The organism is Marinobacter sp. KMM 10035, assembly GCF_046537445.1.
Taxonomy (GTDB): domain Bacteria; phylum Pseudomonadota; class Gammaproteobacteria; order Pseudomonadales; family Oleiphilaceae; genus Marinobacter; species Marinobacter sediminicola.
Window position 1 is genome coordinate 201,791 of sequence record NZ_JBBVMG010000002.1, and the last position, 16,219, is coordinate 218,009.

Genomic DNA, 16,219 nt, shown 5'->3' on the forward strand with positions numbered 1-16,219 from the left:
ATACCAGAATTCATGACCAATTAACGGAGTTATCCCATGGCGTCCCTGCAGGATCAGCTATTGAAAGCGGGCTTGGCCGATCAAAAAAAGGCCAAAGCTATTCGCAATGAAAAACACAAGCAGCGCAAACAGCAACCCAAAGGCGCGGTGCAGGTTAATGAGACCGAGGTTCGTGCTCGCCAAGCACGGGAGGAAAAAGCCGAGCGTGACCGTCAGCTGAATCTTAAACGTCAACAGGAAGCAGAAAGGAAGGCCGTTCAGGCCCAGATTCGCCAGTTGGTGGAGACCAATCGGCTGGACCGCAGCCGGGGTGAAACCTCATATCAATTCGTTCACGACAAAAAGATCAAAAAAATGTATGTCGACGACACCATGGCCGACCAGCTATCCCGTGGCCGCCTGGCTATCGTGTCGGTAAGTGATCAGTATGAGATTGTGGCCGAAGGTGTGGCGCGCAAGATTATCGAACGTGATGCGCAGGCAGTGGTTGTGCTCCACGACCGCAAGACAGACGATGTGGGTGACGATGATCCATACGCAGGGTATGAAATTCCCGACGATCTTATGTGGTAAGCGCCTGACGAATAGCTCGCACGGCGGCAACCGACTCGGGGTTGTCGCCGTGAACACACAGAGTATCTGCTTCCAGAGTGAGCAATTTTCCGTTAATCGTCGAGATGGCGTCCCCTTCAGCAATCGCTTTTGCCTGGCGCAGAATAATGTCCGTATCGTGATGTACGGCCCCCGCGATGCGGCGAGGAACAATGTACCCTTTTTCGTCGTATGCACGATCCGCGAAGGCTTCCAGTAATAATTCAACGCCATACTCCGCACACAACGCCTTTAATGGCTGATTATCAGCCGTTGTCATCGCCATGAGTGCAAGCTTGCCAGAGGTCTGACCAAGCGCTCCAAGAATCGCCGTGAGCACCGCTTCATCCCGCATCATGTCGTTATAGAGTGCACCGTGGGGTTTGACGTAACTGAGCTTGCCGCCCTGCGCTGTAGCCATCTGGCTCAAGGCACCTACCTGGTAAAGCACCATGGCGTGAATTTCTTCCGGGCTGCACTTCATGGAGCGGCGACCAAAGCCCTGAAGATCCGGGTAGGCAGGATGGGCACCCAGAGCCACGTTATGCTGCAGCGCCAAGCGAACGGTGTTTTGCATAACTAAAGGGTCACCGGCATGAAAGCCGCAAGCAATGTTTGCCTGGTCAATATAAGGCATAACCTGCTCATCCAGCCCCATCGTCCAGGCACCAAAACTCTCACCAATATCGCAATTCAACAACATGCTTGTATCCAGTCATCCTTAAAAAACAAACTATTGAGCCTAACAATAGCCTGAAAAAGGAACTCATGGGAGATCTTCGGGTCGTATGCCCGCCAGTTATAAAGTTATAAACAAGGAGCGATGATGCTATCGGTTAGTTTAGGCCCGCTAAGCCTGTCTTTGGGGCATGTTCTGTTGCTTGGCGCTTTCGTGCTTGCGCTGGTTGTTGGTGCGATCAGCGGGCGAAAACACGGCGTGCCTATTGCCGGAACCCTATCTGATATTTTTCTGGCCTCCATGGTTGCGGCGCGAGTCGGCTTTGTAATCCAGTACTTCGAGTACTATCAGGATAACCTGTGGGGCATCGTCGATATTCGGGATGGCGGCTTTCATATTGTCGCCGGTGTGCTCGGCGCCATTGCGCTGACTGCCTGGAAACTCTGGCGACACGCCAGTATCCGCAAACCACTATCGATTGCTGTAGCAACCGGGATGCTAACCTGGGGTTCCATATCGCTGCTGGTCACATTGGTCGAAAGCAGCTCCAGAAGCATGCCTCAAAGTAGTTTCAGCCTGATGGACGGCACGCCGGTAACGCTTCAGGAAGTGGCAAAAGGCAAGCCCATTGTGGTCAACCTGTGGGCAACCTGGTGCCCACCCTGCATCCGGGAGATGCCTGTACTGGAACAGGCCCAACTGGAAAACCCGGACATTACCTTTGTGTTTGTAAATCAGGGTGAATACCCTGAAACCATTGCTCAGTTCATAAACCAGCACAAGCTATCGCTGAACAATGTCCTTACTGACACCGGCGCCAGCCTTGGCCGCACAACAGGCAGCCAAGCCTTGCCAACAACCCTCTTCTACGATGCTGACGGCAAGCAGGTAAATGCCCACTTGGGCGAACTGTCGAAAGCATCCCTTGCTCACAATCTCCGAAGCTTTAGCGCGGACTGAACCTCACCTGGAGACTTACTATGCACTTGTCTGATTTCTCTCTGAAACGATCCCTGCTTGCAACGGCGCTGATGACCAGCGGGCTGCTAAGCCTCCCCGCGCTCGCGCAAGAAAAACTTCCTGATCCAGTTCAACTTCTGGTTGATCGCGGCGTAACGATCTCGGCAACTTTTGAAGGCCCTGGAGGCATGACCGGCTATGTCGGCAGCATGCCAGGTGGCCCGGTTGCGTTCTATCTCACTCCAGACAAGAAGCACGTGATCGTAGGCAACATGCTGGACAGCCGCGGCGAAAACCTTACGGCCCCGAAAATACAGGAATTGGTGGTGGGGCCTCAGAACGAAAAGGCCTGGGGTGAGATTGAAAAAGCCAACTGGGTGCGTGATGGCGATGCCAATGCGCCGGTTATTGTCTACACCTTTACCGACCCTAACTGCCCGTTCTGTCACAGATTCCGCCAAGCCGCGGAGCCCTGGATTGATGCAGGCAAGGTGCAACTCCGGCACGTAATGGTGGGCATACTGGCACAGGACAGTCTGCCCAAGGCCGCGACAATCCTGGGCTCAAACAACCCCAGTGAAGCTCTGAAAGAAAACCAGCAAAATCATGCTCAGGGTGGCGTTACCGTGGATCGCAACATCGTCAGTGCGCATGCGAAAAAAATCAGACAGAACAACCGACTGATGTCTGACTTGGGGCTGAGTGCTACACCAAGCACCTACTACAAAGGAGCTGATGGCTCCATCCAGATGAAACAGGGTGCGCCGCGTTCCGATGAAATGGAAGCCATTATGGGTAGCCCAAAACCCTGAACAATTCAGAGATTCTGGCCCAGCATCGCTGGGCCGTTATCCTCTCAAATATCAGACCATACCCTCTACCACACGCACCCGCACCGGCAATCCCTGTCGAACAGATGCACCGCTGACGTTTTCCAGCCAGGTAGCTGTGCCGTCCTTGCGGGTGGGATCCGCAAAACCCAGATCGTTGATGTTCACACCTGCCGCGAGGTAGGGATTGCCGACGCGCTCCTGACCATCAATGATGTGGCTTGCAGCACCCAGTTCGCGGTGGCCGTAGCCATGCTCAATACCGAGTGCGCCTTCGTGCACGTTATCCCCTACCAACGCCAGTGCCAGAACCTTGCCGCCGGGGCTTTCAATACTGATGGTGTCCCCGTGACGCACACCGAACTTCTCAGCATCGTTGCGATGCAAAAGCACCGGGTTGTAAGGCTTGATCATGCGCAGACGCTCAAGGCCAATGGCGTAGGAGTTCATCAGGTTCGATTTGAACGAGAAAGCCAGCAATGGCCATTCGCTCTCCGGGTAGTGGTCTCTTAACAGGGAGCCATCCCAGAACCTTGGCGCATGGTGCGTGGGTGTCCCCACCAGTCGCTTTCCACTGTAGCTGTCGATTGCCGTACCCACTGCCTCATTGTAAACGCACAAAGGGCGCTTCCAGGCATGGCCGAGCTTATCCTTGTCATAGGCCTTCTCCATGGTTTCAAAACGGCCACCACGGGAGTACAAGTGAGCCACAGGGCCAACTTCATCTCCGGCTACCGTGCTTTTGATTCGATCCAGCAATGCTTCAATACCACTGGCATGGATGTCTTCGTCACTGGCCACCGGCAAAGGCGTTCCAGCCATGGCGATATTGGCCGCCGCGCGCAGATAAAAATCCTCGGCGCGATTCAGGCCGTGCATCTGGCCACCTGCCCCCTCAATGGAATTATCACCAAAACCCGGCAACTCAAGGCGCTTACCCAGCTCAATAAAGAAATTGTCCATGCAAACCGGCTCACCCGCAGCGGTTTTGGCCTGACGAGGCTCAACAACCGGCCAACAAGCAGTGGTCATTTTGGTCAGAGTGCCACTCCAGGCGCCGGTGAAGCCCCAAACCTCATACATAACCGAATCCGGCACTACGTAGTCTGCAAAACGGTTGGTTTCGTTAATGAAACCGTCTACAGCCACATACAAACCAATATTCTTGGGATCTTTCAGTTTTTCTTCCAGCAAAGAGGTCAGGCCTGCCTGGCCATACATGGGGTTAGCCATAACCCCTATCATCGCTTTGATCTTGTAGGGGTACCCTTCAAGGCCAGAAAGCAGGTGTTCAGTGAGAATGGGTGGAGCCAGCGAACGCCAGGGTGCAGCAGCCGGATAAGGAGACTCGCCCGCGGCCACACGGCGTTTGTATTCATTGGTTTTCTCATAGGGGAAACGCGAGCGGGAGAGAAACACGCCCTTGGGCCCAACTTTCCCGGGGAAGTCCTCAAGGTTATAGCGGGGGCCAGCACCAACACCGTTGAAGCTTCCGCCACCTTTGGCCACCCCACCCTTCTGGTTAAAACTACCGGCCAGCAGGTTCAGCATGTTGATGCTGTATGAGGCATAGAAGCCAGAGCCCGACATCATTCCGCCATGGGTGTCTGCTGCCGCCATACGCCCAAAGCTTGTGAAGCGCTTGGCCAGATTGCGTATAACATCAGGCTCAATGCCACAGAACTCTGCGTATTCTTCGATACTGTATCGCATGGCCTCCTGGCGCAGTTTGAACAGTGAACTACGCACCCGTACCGGGCCAGCACCGGTTTCCACAGTGCGTTCAACGAATAATTGGCCGCGCGTGGCTACTTCAGAGCTTTCAAGATCGCCCGCCATGTTCACCACGACCGGGTAATCATCATCGGCGCCGGCCTGTGCCTGGGCTATGTCACTCAGGCGCAGAAAGTAACCTGCACGGGGGTGGTTATCGTCGTCAATCACCAAGTGCGTTGCGTTGGTGTGGCCAGACTCGCCTGCTTTACTGGCGGCCATATTGCCAGGGAGTTCCAGATAATCTTTGGCATAGGCTTCGTTCACCAGCATCCAGCGAATCAATGCCATGGCAAAGGCAGTATCGGTACCCGGCAGGATAGACACCCAACGGTTACGGTCACTGGCGGAATGGGATGCAGCGGCAGTCAGTGCGGGGTCAACCAGCACATATTCCATATTGCCTGTCGTACGGGCTTGCGCCAGCAAGCGGCCCTGACGCTTGAACGGGTTACCCGCCTGGCTGGGCGCGGTTCCGATAAACAAGGCAAACTTTACGTTGGCATAATCCGGCTTCACGTGGGCATTCTTCGCCAGATCATTCATCAGCGCGCCAGAGCCCATACGGAACGCCAGACCACAATAGGCGCCATGATGCCCGTAGTTTCGGGTTCCAAAAGCATTGAATGCAAAGCGCTTAAGCAACGCCGACCGTCCGTAATCCGTTGCCTCCATCACCAGCAACTGGTTTGACTTGGGGCCGTACTCGGGATTCTCCGGATCCAGTGGTGTTTTCACATCACGGATAGAGCGCAGGCCTTCAACCTCACCTTCTCCAAACAGGTTACCGCCAGCCACAATTTCGTCCAGCAACTGCTCAAAGGGAATGCTTTCCCACTGATTGCTTCCACGAGGGCCGGTTCGTTTGAGGCACTTCAGTACTCGCTGGTCGCTGGTCAGCTGTGACATTGCCGCGTTACCACGGGCACATGCAGTCGACCGGTTAAGCTGGCCTTGATCCTGAAAGCTGCTCATACGCTGAAAGGCTTCCAGCACCGGAGTGCTTTCATCCAGATGCTCGTCAGAGGACAACGGGTGGTATGGGTTACCCGATACCCGCAGAACCTTTTCCTCGTTGTTATCGATACGAACCCGCACGCCACATTTGGTGGTACAGCCATAACAGACGGTAAAAGCGATGCGCTGATCCGGATTAAGCACTACTTCTCCGGTTTTGGGATCAACCGAGTATTCAGGTGCCAAGCTGTTGCCGTGCAGCCGATCCGCCGTAGCTACACCAGAAGTACCGTTCACCAGGCCCTTGCCCATTTTTTCCAGCGGGCCATAGTAGCCCGCCGCGAAAGTTGCGACACCGCCGGCAGCGGCTGCCCCCTTCAGGAAATTACGACGATTCTTGTCCATAATCTCGCTCCGAAAATATCTGTCAGTGGGTGCTTGCCTGGAGACTCTTCTTCCAGGGCACCAGAATATCGATAATCAGCAGTGCGGCTAGCCAGAGCCCGAAGGTTCCGATAATGCCCATCAACCCGCTGGAACCAGCCTCAATGGCGTAGTGGTAGTAGCCCGCCGTGTTTTTGGCCACGGTTTGCACTTCCATCAGTACCATCCAGCGAAACGTCCAGCCGATGTGCACGGCCAACAGGCCTGCTAGCCAGGAACGCCCTATCCAGCCGGGACGCCGCAGCATAGCGATGGCACTGAGTGTGAGCGCCACCCCTACCAACAAGCCGTAGATCGCGACGGCACGCCACTCGGGGTTTCTCTTCAGCGACGCAAAGGCCTGCTCAACCGAGGGGCTGAAGCCGGTAATACCTTCAGAAACCCAGAGCGCAGCGACCAGGGCAGAGAGAACCATGGTCACGAAGATGACTTTCAGACTCTGCTCGTTAACCTCCTGATCGTTACCTGTCATCAGGCGGTTAATCAGAATCACCAATCCCGCCGCTGCGACCAAACCGGTCAGCACGAACATGACGGGGAGCCAGTAGGTATTCCAGAGAGGACGGGCTTTAACGATCGCCACTTCCGCGCCGGTATAGACCATGATGCCAACAGAGAGAACGAGCGCACCAAGCCCCGCAACCACCAGCATCCAACGAGACGCATGCCATTGGCCCAAGCTGACCCAGCCCGAGAGCCTCGCAATCCACCCTTCACCCTGAGCCTGCACCTGCATAGCCGGCCGCCATGCCAGCCATGCATAAGCCACAACCAGCACGAGATACACGGGTAGCAGCAAGCTGCCTATAGACATCCACGACCAAGGCGTGAGATTCACGTAGAAATGCCAAAACCTTAGCGGTTGATGCAGGTCAGCCAGCAAAGCTACCGGCCCTACCAGAGTGCAACTCACGGTGACTAACAGGGCCACTTTCGCCAGCGACTCATAATTCTTCTTGCCGAACAGCAAACCCGGCACCGTCAACAGCAGCGACGAGTATGAGATCGCAATCAGGAAAAAGTACTGGACTGCCCATGGGTACCAGGCAATACCATAACGAGGTGCCAGAACCTCAATGACCGCTGAATTCATAGCCAATCTCCTCACCTTGTTGGTCTCGAACATCCCAGATTGCGGGCTTGGCGTCTGGCCGGGATACGAACCGCTCGTCCATACCCAAATAGAACACATGCGGAGCTGTGCCCATTTCAGGCTTGAGTACCATTAGCTCGCCGTAGTGCTCTTTCATCATGCGGCTGATCTGGCTGTCCGGGTCGCGTATGTCGCCAATAATACGGGCACCACCCACACAGGATTCCACACAGGCCGGCAGCAGGCCGACATCCAAGCGATGCGCGCAGAAAGTGCACTTGTCAGCGGTTTGGGTGTACTCATTGATAAACCGGGCGTCGTATGGGCAAGCCTGCACGCAGTAGGCACAGCCCACACATGCCTCGTTGTCGACGACAACAATGCCGTCCTCACGCTGAAAGGTTGCCTGTACAGGGCACACAGGAACACACGGCGGATTCTCGCAGTGATTGCACAAGCGCGGCAGCATGAAGGTGGCAGTGTTGCCCGTTTCTTCGTGCTCCACTTCATATTGCGAGACAATGGTGCGGAAGTTGCCGAGCGGTGCTTCGTTTTCGATATGACATGAAACAGTACAAGCCTGGCATCCGATACACGCCCTTAGATCAATCAGCATCGCATAGCGCCTCTCCGGATCCCCTTCTCGGCGCGGAGGCTGGTCGTTAATGCCTGCAGAAGTAATGCTGCTTAGAGGAACGAGCGCTGCTCCGGCGGTCAGTTTGGCAATCTGCCCTAGCAGAGCGCGGCGAATTTTATCCATGAGTTCTCCATCCATTAGCGCTGGACGTGGATTAATAAGGTAACTAACGAAAGTCTAGCAAGGGTGGAATGGAGGAACTTGATGGCGGTCAATTGGAAGCTGTTGAGCTGTAGGGGTATTCCCATAGGCGGGAATGATTGCGGGGGCACAACGCAAAACGCCCCAGTTTGTGAGATTCACAAACTGGGGCGTTTTGACTTGAATATGGCGCGGCTGGGAGGATTCGAACCTCCGACCGCTCGGTTCGTAGCCGAGTACTCTATCCAGCTGAGCTACAGCCGCCAATAACTTTCTATCCTGCCCGGATGGCTATGAGCCAATGGGAGGATTATTCGGGCCTTTGGCCCTCACCCCTTCGGGGCCGCCGTCGCTTCGCTCTGGCGTTCCTCAGCACACTGCGTGTGCTTCGGTCGAACCTCTTTTCGGTTCAAATCCTGTCTGACTTATGAGCCTGACTCTAAAGCCGGGTTCATTCATCATCATTCTATTAAGTGGCGCGGCTGGGAGGATTCGAACCTCCGACCGCTCGGTTCGTAGCCGAGTACTCTATCCAGCTGAGCTACAGCCGCGCATTGATCACTTTAATTGGTTGAATGCAACTTCAACCTGTTCCGCTTTTCTTATAAAAAGAAAATGGCGGAGAGGGAGGGATTCGAACCCTCGGTACGATTGCTCGTACGGTTCCTTAGCAGGGAACTGGTTTCAGCCACTCACCCACCTCTCCTTCAGAACGGGGCGTATACTACCATAATTTTTCTGTTTTCATAGGCTTGACAAGATTTTTTTAACCTTCATTTTCCCTGAAAACAAAAAAGCCGCCTAAGTTTTGCTTGGGCGGCCTCTTTTCTCTTCTCAGCTGTTGCCCGGCTCCGGCTCATCGCCGTCTTTTTCAGACTGGATGCGCTGATAGATCTCTTCCCGGTGCACAGCTACTTCTTTCGGCGCATTAACACCGATACGCACCTGGTTACCTTTCACCCCAAGCACAGTAACAGTGACATCATCACCGACCATTAACGTTTCGCCAACACGGCGAGTCAAAATCAACATATCCCTTTCTCCCTATCCTGAGCTACCTGTTCCGACAAGTAATGTTTTATTTAGTTCGACTTTTATACTGAGAACACGGGCTAACCAAAAGACGCACATCCCCTTATACGAACACATGCGAGCACTAGGCCAGAAAGTGGGTCTCTTTTTATAAGGTTTCTTCTACTCCAGGCTTGTCCAACTCAAACGCACTGTGAAGTGCGCGAACCGCAAGCTCAAGGTATTTCTCATCAATCACGACAGAAATCTTGATTTCCGATGTGGAGATCATCTGAATATTGATCCCTTCATTCGACAGCGCCTCAAACATTTGAGTTGCCACACCCGCGTGAGAGCGCATACCAACGCCGACAATACTGACTTTCGCGATTTTGGTATCGCCACTGACGCCCCGAGCACCCAGCTCATCCGACACACGCTGAAGCACGTCTTTAGCGCGCTTGAAATCATTGCGATGAACGGTAAAAGTGAAGGCTGTGCGGTTATCCTCGCCAACGTTCTGGACAATCATGTCCACACCAATGTTAGCTTCACTTACCGGCTTCAGAATGCGCAACGCACTACCCGGGGTGTCAGGCACTCCAGAGATGGTGACTTTGGCTTCATCACGATTAAAAGCGATGCCGGAGACGACCGGTTGTTCCATGGCGTTGTTATCCTCAAATGTAATCAGGGTGCCTTCACCTTCCTCGAAGCTGGAAAGAACCCTTAACGGAACGTTGTATTTTCCTGCAAATTCTACAGCGCGAATCTGGAGAACCTTGGATCCCAGGCTCGCCATTTCCATCATTTCTTCAAATGTAATCTGTTTCAGCCGACGGGCGCTGTCTACCACTCGTGGGTCCGTTGTATAGACGCCATCTACATCGGTATAGATCTGACATTCATCGGCCTTGAGCGTGGCCGCCAAGGCCACCGCGGTGGTATCCGAACCACCTCTGCCCAAAGTCGTGATATTGCCTTCTTCATCAACGCCCTGAAATCCGGCAACAACCACAACACGGCCCGCGTCCAGATCTGCACGTATACGCTGCTCATCGATCTGCTTGATACGCGCCTTGGTGTGCATACTGTCCGTTAGTATGCGGACCTGCGAACCGGTATAGGAGCGAGCATCAAAGCCACGCTTTTGTAGTGCCATGGAGAGAAGCGACATGGTTACCTGCTCCCCCGTAGAAATCAGAACATCCATTTCACGAGGCGCAGGCTCTTCCATAATATCGCTGGCCAACCCGATTAGCCGGTTGGTTTCACCACTCATGGCAGACACTACAACAACCACATCATGGCCCGCATTGCGGAAGCCAATCACCTTTTCAGCCACTGCCTCTATGCGCTCGGTTGTACCCACCGAGGTGCCACCAAATTTCTGAACAAACAGAGCCATTGTCTTTCCAATATCCGAATCGAGGCCTACGGCAGAGCAGAGTACCCTGCCCGTCAATATACAAGCGACCGGAATTATAAACCCCGATCGCTTCTGAAAAACAGTTGCTCAGGCGATATTTTTACCAACCCACTCAGGCACCCCGGCAAGGGCACCCGCAAGCTTCGAGGCATCGTTACCACCACCCTGGGCCATATCCGGGCGACCGCCGCCTTTACCGTCAACCAACCCTGCCAGGTGCTTCATCAAGTCACCCGCTTTGATGCGGCCAGTTGCAGACTTTGTTACACCCGCAACCAAGGTTACCTTTCCATCCTCTACGCTCGCGAGAACAACCACACCCTCTCCCAGCTTGTTTTTAAGCTGGTCTGCAGTTTCCATAAGCGTTTGACGGTCTGCGCCTTCAAGCTCGGCAGCAACAACCTTCAGGCCAGCAACATCTACAGCAGAATCAGCCAAATCACTGCCAGCGGAACTGGCCAGCTTGGCCTTCAGGGCATCAACATCTTTCTCAAGCTGCCGATTCCGGTCAATGGTCTGTTGCACCTTGTCGATAACCGTTTCCCGGCTGCCTTTTACCAGTCGGGCTGCTTCACGCAGCGTACGCTCGGTATCGTCAACCCACTCAAGGGCACCAAAACCGGTCACCGCTTCAATTCGACGAACACCCGAAGAAATGCCGCTTTCGGATGTAATACGGAACAGGCCAATGTCGCCAGTGCGGGTTACGTGGGTGCCACCGCAAAGCTCTACAGAGTAGCTGTCGGTACCCATGCTCAGCACCCGAACCACATCACCGTACTTTTCACCAAACAAAGCCATGGCGCCTTTTGCTTGCGCCTGCTCCATATCTGTAATGTCGGTCTGTACTGCGGTGTTGCTGAGAATCTGCTCGTTTACCTGGCGCTCAATTTCTTTCAACTGTTCAGGCGTAACCGCTTCGAAATGCGAGAAGTCAAAGCGCAGCTTGTCCGGATCCACAAGAGAACCCTTCTGGCCTACATGCTCTCCCAACACTTTGCGCAATGCCGCATGCAGCAAGTGCGTGGCAGAGTGATTCCGGCGAACCCGCTCACGGCGTGCGTGGTCAATGCGGGCGTCCACTTCCAGGCCTTCGAACAGCTCACCCTCTATAAGGGTGCCCACATGCAGATGGTTATCACCGTCTTTTCGCGTATCGGTTACCTTGAAGCGGCCACCGCTCCAGGTCAGCAGCCCGGTATCACCTACTTGGCCACCGGATTCAGCGTAAAACGGTGTGCGCTCCAGCACCACAATTGCTTCATCGCCGGCTTCTGCTGTTTTCTGCTCGCCGTTGACGATGACGGCACGGATACGCTCGTGGCCATCAATGTGCTCGTGGCCAGTGAACTCGGTTTTACCTTCAATGCCCAAGCCAGCTGCGTTGTAATCCATGCCAAACTTGCTGGCAGCTCTGGCCCGCTCACGCTGGCTTTCCATAGCTTTTTCGTAGCCCTCATAGTCCAACGTCAGGCCACGCTCACGGGCGATATCGTTGGTGAGATCCACAGGAAAGCCATAGGTGTCATACAGGGTAAAAACCGTCTGCCCGGGAATCACGTCGCCTTTCAAGTCGGCGATATCCTGCTCCAGCAGGCGCAGGCCTTTATCCAGAGTTTTGACAAACTGTTCTTCTTCCTGCAGCAGCACTCTCTCTATCTGCTTCCGACTGCTGACCAGTTGTGGGAAAGCCTCGCCCATCAACTCAACCAATGCACCGGTTAACTTGTAAAAGAACGGACCGGTAGCGCCAAGTTTGTTGCCGTGGCGAGCTGCGCGACGAATGATGCGGCGCAGCACAAAACCACGACCTTCATTTGAAGGCATAACCCCGTCGGAAATCAGGAATGCACAAGAGCGGATATGATCGGCCACGACGCGCAGACTGGCTTCCGTTGTTGCAGCACCGCCCAGTATGGCCGACGCTGCATTCAGCAGATCATCAAACAGGTCAATTTCGTAGTTGCTGTGTACGCCCTGCATCACAGCTGTAACCCGCTCCAGGCCCATGCCGGTATCTACCGAAGGCTTCGGCAGCTTAAGCATCTCGCCATCTGCAGTGCGGTTGTACTGCATGAAGACCACGTTCCAGATTTCGATGTAGCGGTCGCCATCTTCCTCAGGGCTGCCGGGAGGGCCACCCGCCACGTCCGGGCCGTGGTCATAGAAAATTTCGGTACAAGGGCCGCAGGGGCCGGTATCGCCCATCTGCCAGAAGTTATCTGAAGCATAGGGTGCGCCGCCATTGTCGCCAATGCGAACAATACGATCCGCCGGAACGCCCACTTCTTTATTCCAGATATCGTAGGCCTCGTCATCATCGGCGTAGACGGTTACCCAGAGTTTCTCAGCGGGCAGCTTTAGCCACTGCTCGCCGGTCAGAAAGGTCCACGCATAATTGATGGCTTCGCGCTTGAAATAATCACCGAAGCTGAAGTTGCCCAGCATTTCGAAGAACGTATGGTGGCGCGCTGTGTAACCCACGTTCTCCAGGTCATTATGCTTGCCGCCGGCACGAACGCATTTCTGGGAGCTGGTTGCGCGAGTGTAGTCACGCTCCTCGCGGCCAAGAAATACGTCCTTGAACTGGTTCATTCCCGCATTGGTAAACAGCAGTGTCGGATCGTCCGCCGGCACCAGCGAGCTGCTTGAAACAATGGAATGACCTTGCTGTTTAAAATAATCGAGAAATGCCTGTCGCAACTCTGCGGTTTTCATAGCCCGTTGATACCTTTCCATAAATCCCACCGGGAAGCGGCGGGATCCGCGATTGAATTCGAATACTTACATGCGTGTGCAAATCGGCTACTCTAGCACACGCTGAGTACAGGAAAAACGTGAAAAATCACAGGAGAGCCCATGCCCCGCCGCTTCCACGCCGCTGACGAACTACTACCCCCGGCGACGTTTCTCAAACGATCACTGGCCATTATTTACGATGGCCTGATCAGCATTGCCGTACTTCTGGTTACCACATGGATATACACCATGATAACTGGCTGGATTACCGGCTGGGACAGCATGGAGCAGAAAGCCGAAGCGGGTCAGTTATCCGGCGACCCCGGCCTGACGTTCGTATTGTTTCTGGTGATGTACCTGTTCTTTGCGTACTTCTGGACGCGAATCGGGCAAACACTGGGCATGCAGGTTTGGCGAATCCGCATTGAGAATCTGGATGGCTCCTCGGTGAGTTGGGGCCAGGCTCTTCGTAGGTATGTGAGCGCAGCGGCGGTATTTTTTCTGACTCTTCTGGCCGGCTACTACCTCGGTTCGGCAACTCTATTTCTGTCCGTTCCAGCGATGATCGCGCTGTTCTACCCTATAAACGGTCTGTCCATAACTGACAGGTTTTCAGACAGCATGGTTGTCGGCATCCCCCATAAAGCCAAGGCAGGCTGAACCAGAATGCCGGGCGGCTATCCTGCCCGGCGCATCAATACGCCACCAAACACCGCACTGATTGCAATCGGCACGACCACCGCCAGGACCGGGTTAAATCCATAAACCAGGCTCATGGGGCCCAACAGGTCCTGCATATACTTGAATAACAATCCCACGAGTAGCCCGGTAAACACCCGGAACCCCATAGTCACTGAGCGCAGCGGCCCAAAGATAAAGGAAATCGCCACCAATACCATCACCCCTGTGCCCAGCGGCATCAGGGCCTTTTTCCAGAAGGCCAGCCAGTAGGGAGAGCCATTTAGCTCCTGATCACCAAGGTAGTTGGCGTAAGTATACAAGCCAGTCATAGAAAGGTTTTCCGGCTTAACGATCAGCACGCTCAACACGCTTGGGGACAGCCCCGTATCCCAGCGCAGACTCTTGTGATCTACCCGCTTGGTGGATTCACCCTCAAGGCGAGTGGTCGTGGAGTTCTCCAGCAGCCAGTGATCGCCCTGATAAATTGCCCGCTCCGAGAAACTGGCCGCTATCAGTTGCCGTTGATCATCAAAACGAAACAACGAAACACCGTGCAACACACCGTTTGGCTGCACCGCATTAAGGTGCATGAACACATTACCCTCCCGGTGCCATACCCCGTGGGCTGCGGCCACACTCTGGCCCGCACCGAGAGCAACCGCTTTATGGCTTTGAGCAGCGCGCTCCGCCGGAGGCGCCAGGTACTCACCAATAAGGACACCCGCCAGAACGATCACCAATGCAGGCTTCATTGCAGACCAGACAACCCGTTTGATAGAAACCCCCGCCGCACGAATCACCGTGAGCTCGGAAGAACTGGCCATGCTACCCAGCCCGATCAAACAGCCCATAAAGGCTCCAAGAGGCAGGTAGTCGTATACCCGGCGCGGCACGGTAAGGACTACAAACCAGAGGGCATCCAGAATCTGATAGTTATTACGAGTGTCGTCCAGCTCGGCAACGAAGGCGAAGATCAGGTCGAGGGACAGAACTACGAGCATCACCAGGAGCATGGCTCCGCCGACATTGCGCATCACATAATGATCGATCTTACGCATTGACCACTCCTTCCCGCTTCACCTTTTTTCTGTGAAGCCAGGCTGGGCCAAAATGCAGCCAGAGACCAAGCGCAAGGAAGATGGCGTGCACCCAGAGCATGCCCAACCACTCAGGCACCTTGCCGTCCGCCATGGCATCTCGGGCAACAATTAACAAGCCAAGATAGGCAACGTATACAAGCATGGCGGGCAGAAGATGGAAAAAGCGCCCTTGTCGAGGATTAACCCGGCTTAGCCGAACCGCCAGCAGGGTTACTATCGGAACAATCAGCGGCAACGAAAAGCGCCAGTGCAACAAGGCCCGGTCGCGGGGGTCGTTCGACTTCATCAACTGACCGGTAGTGACGCCCTCATCCAAATCCACATCACCGCTGCTGCCGCTGCGAATCTTCAGGCCGTAGGCTTCAAAGCTTGTAATCTGGTAATCCAGTTTCCCGGGCGTCCCATCAAAACGCGCACCGTTCTCGAGAATGAGGAAACGACTGCCGGTTTCCTCATCAATCAATTGGGATCCGGAATCGGCGGTGATGACGTTCACACCAGTTCCGCCTTTACCGTACTCAGCAATAAACACGCCTTGCAGCTGGCGCTTATCATCGCTAAGGGCCTCGGTGTAGGTCACTCGCCCACCCGACGAAAGCTTCTGGAACCGCCCCGGCGCCAGCAGATCGAATTCTGTTGCCTTCGCCTGCTCCGCAAAAATTTCTTCAACCTGCTGCATACCCCAAGGCGAAACCACCAGGCTCATACTTCCGACAATCAGCATAACAACAAGGCTGCCCACCAGGGTTTTCGACAGCAACTGACCGTCGCTTACACCGCAAGCGGACAGCACGGTCATTTCACTTTCGAGATACATACGGCCATAGGCCAGCAGTATGCCGATGAACAGACCTAACGGAAGGATAAGCTCAAGAAACCCGGGGAAGCGATACGCCATAATTTCAAACAACACGCCAGGGGCAATCTTGCCTTCAGCGGCACCGGCCAAATATTTGAGAAAGCGGCCGCTCATGAACACCAGCAGAAGAATGCCCGAGACGGCAACCATGCTGACCATAACCTGACGTATGAGATAGCGGAAAATAATGCTCAAAACGGTTTCTCTGCCCGTATAAACCGGAACATGGAGGAATGGGAAAACTGCGGGTATTCTATGTAACCTTGGGGCTGAATAACAGTGTAGCCCTCCTAAC

13 protein-coding genes and 3 tRNA genes are annotated in these 16,219 nt (G+C 54.4%); 4 read left to right on the forward strand and 12 right to left on the reverse strand.

Translation table 11 applies throughout. From position 1 onward, the window contains the following. Positions 1 to 36: 36 nt before the first annotated feature. Positions 37 to 573, forward strand: coding sequence for a DUF2058 domain-containing protein (locus AADB16_RS12895; protein WP_410803848.1), 537 nt, complete (start codon positions 37 to 39; stop codon positions 571 to 573). On the opposite strand, the gene AADB16_RS12900 is transcribed toward AADB16_RS12895, so the two are convergent. Then, positions 563 to 1,294, reverse strand: a complete 732-nt coding sequence (locus tag AADB16_RS12900; protein WP_410803850.1) for a 5-oxoprolinase subunit PxpA — start codon at positions 1,292 to 1,294, stop codon at positions 563 to 565. The two genes, AADB16_RS12895 and AADB16_RS12900, sit on opposite strands and share 11 nt — an antisense overlap. A gap of 123 nt (positions 1,295 to 1,417) precedes the next feature. On the opposite strand from AADB16_RS12900, the gene AADB16_RS12905 reads away from it, so the two are divergent. Continuing rightward, positions 1,418 to 2,230 (forward strand): prolipoprotein diacylglyceryl transferase family protein, encoded by an 813-nt coding sequence (locus AADB16_RS12905; protein WP_410803852.1) that lies wholly within the window; start codon positions 1,418 to 1,420, stop codon positions 2,228 to 2,230. Between the two features lie 20 nt (positions 2,231 to 2,250). Continuing rightward, positions 2,251 to 3,042: a thiol:disulfide interchange protein DsbG gene (dsbG, locus tag AADB16_RS12910; protein WP_410803854.1), complete on the forward strand. Its 792-nt coding sequence runs from the start codon at positions 2,251 to 2,253 to the stop codon at positions 3,040 to 3,042. Positions 3,043 to 3,093: 51 nt separating this feature from the next. Here the strand turns inward: dsbG and AADB16_RS12915 are convergent, their stop codons facing one another. The 9 genes from AADB16_RS12915 to alaS form a co-directional block, all read right to left on the reverse strand. After that, entirely contained in the window at positions 3,094 to 6,195 is a 3,102-nt protein-coding gene (locus tag AADB16_RS12915; RefSeq protein WP_410803856.1) for a molybdopterin dinucleotide binding domain-containing protein, read from the reverse strand. 22 nt (positions 6,196 to 6,217) lie between these two features. Continuing rightward, a complete protein-coding gene (gene nrfD, locus AADB16_RS12920) occupies positions 6,218 to 7,327 on the reverse strand; it encodes an NrfD/PsrC family molybdoenzyme membrane anchor subunit (protein ID WP_410803858.1) in 1,110 nt (369 codons plus the stop codon). Next, on the reverse strand, positions 7,308 to 8,087 hold the full coding sequence (dsrO, locus tag AADB16_RS12925) for a sulfate reduction electron transfer complex DsrMKJOP subunit DsrO (RefSeq protein ID WP_410803860.1): 780 nt from the start codon (positions 8,085 to 8,087) through the stop codon (positions 7,308 to 7,310). The genes nrfD and dsrO overlap by 20 nt, the downstream gene beginning before the upstream one ends. Positions 8,088 to 8,292: 205 nt before the next feature. Continuing rightward, positions 8,293 to 8,369, reverse strand: a tRNA-Arg gene (locus AADB16_RS12930). Between the two features lie 210 nt (positions 8,370 to 8,579). After that, a tRNA-Arg gene (locus AADB16_RS12935) sits at positions 8,580 to 8,656 on the reverse strand. Between the two features lie 65 nt (positions 8,657 to 8,721). Continuing rightward, positions 8,722 to 8,811 (reverse strand) — tRNA-Ser (locus AADB16_RS12940). Between the two features lie 128 nt (positions 8,812 to 8,939). Next, the gene (csrA, locus tag AADB16_RS12945; RefSeq protein ID WP_100640407.1) at positions 8,940 to 9,137 is read right to left on the reverse strand and encodes a carbon storage regulator CsrA; all 198 of its coding nucleotides are present in this window, start codon (positions 9,135 to 9,137) and stop codon (positions 8,940 to 8,942) included. A gap of 148 nt (positions 9,138 to 9,285) precedes the next feature. Next, positions 9,286 to 10,524 (reverse strand): aspartate kinase, encoded by a 1,239-nt coding sequence (locus AADB16_RS12950; protein WP_309044248.1) that lies wholly within the window; start codon positions 10,522 to 10,524, stop codon positions 9,286 to 9,288. Between the two features lie 108 nt (positions 10,525 to 10,632). Beyond that, positions 10,633 to 13,263, reverse strand: a complete 2,631-nt coding sequence (alaS, locus tag AADB16_RS12955; RefSeq protein WP_410804562.1) for an alanine--tRNA ligase — start codon at positions 13,261 to 13,263, stop codon at positions 10,633 to 10,635. Positions 13,264 to 13,404: 141 nt separating this feature from the next. On the opposite strand from alaS, the gene AADB16_RS12960 reads away from it, so the two are divergent. Beyond that, positions 13,405 to 13,944 (forward strand): RDD family protein, encoded by a 540-nt coding sequence (locus tag AADB16_RS12960; RefSeq protein ID WP_410803863.1) that lies wholly within the window; start codon positions 13,405 to 13,407, stop codon positions 13,942 to 13,944. A 17-nt stretch (positions 13,945 to 13,961) separates the two neighbouring features. Here AADB16_RS12960 and lptG read toward each other — a convergent pair whose 3' ends face one another. Both lptG and lptF read right to left on the reverse strand, forming a co-directional pair. Then, positions 13,962 to 15,023: an LPS export ABC transporter permease LptG gene (gene lptG / locus AADB16_RS12965; protein ID WP_309044245.1), complete on the reverse strand. Its 1,062-nt coding sequence runs from the start codon at positions 15,021 to 15,023 to the stop codon at positions 13,962 to 13,964. Beyond that, complete coding sequence (lptF, locus tag AADB16_RS12970; protein ID WP_309044244.1) at positions 15,016 to 16,119, reverse strand: LPS export ABC transporter permease LptF; 1,104 nt, start codon at positions 16,117 to 16,119, stop codon at positions 15,016 to 15,018. Before lptF ends, lptG begins: the two co-directional genes overlap by 8 nt. Positions 16,120 to 16,219: the final 100 nt, after the last annotated feature.

Excerpts from the sequence above, each read along its gene's own strand:
- AADB16_RS12895 (WP_410803848.1), top strand. The coding sequence starts at position 37 with ATGGCGTCCCTGCAGGATCAGCTATTGAAAGCGGGCTTGGCCGATCAA.
- alaS (WP_410804562.1), bottom strand. The coding sequence starts at position 13,263 with ATGAAAACCGCAGAGTTGCGACAGGCATTTCTCGATTATTTTAAACAG.
- AADB16_RS12900 (WP_410803850.1), bottom strand. The coding sequence starts at position 1,294 with ATGTTGTTGAATTGCGATATTGGTGAGAGTTTTGGTGCCTGGACGATG.
- csrA (WP_100640407.1), bottom strand. The coding sequence starts at position 9,137 with ATGTTGATTTTGACTCGCCGTGTTGGCGAAACGTTAATGGTCGGTGAT.
- AADB16_RS12950 (WP_309044248.1), bottom strand. The coding sequence starts at position 10,524 with ATGGCTCTGTTTGTTCAGAAATTTGGTGGCACCTCGGTGGGTACAACC.
- lptG (WP_309044245.1), bottom strand. The coding sequence starts at position 15,023 with ATGCGTAAGATCGATCATTATGTGATGCGCAATGTCGGCGGAGCCATG.
- AADB16_RS12960 (WP_410803863.1), top strand. The coding sequence starts at position 13,405 with ATGCCCCGCCGCTTCCACGCCGCTGACGAACTACTACCCCCGGCGACG.
- AADB16_RS12915 (WP_410803856.1), bottom strand. The coding sequence starts at position 6,195 with ATGGACAAGAATCGTCGTAATTTCCTGAAGGGGGCAGCCGCTGCCGGC.
- dsrO (WP_410803860.1), bottom strand. The coding sequence starts at position 8,087 with ATGGATAAAATTCGCCGCGCTCTGCTAGGGCAGATTGCCAAACTGACC.
- dsbG (WP_410803854.1), top strand. The coding sequence starts at position 2,251 with ATGCACTTGTCTGATTTCTCTCTGAAACGATCCCTGCTTGCAACGGCG.
- nrfD (WP_410803858.1), bottom strand. The coding sequence starts at position 7,327 with ATGAATTCAGCGGTCATTGAGGTTCTGGCACCTCGTTATGGTATTGCC.
- AADB16_RS12905 (WP_410803852.1), top strand. The coding sequence starts at position 1,418 with ATGCTATCGGTTAGTTTAGGCCCGCTAAGCCTGTCTTTGGGGCATGTT.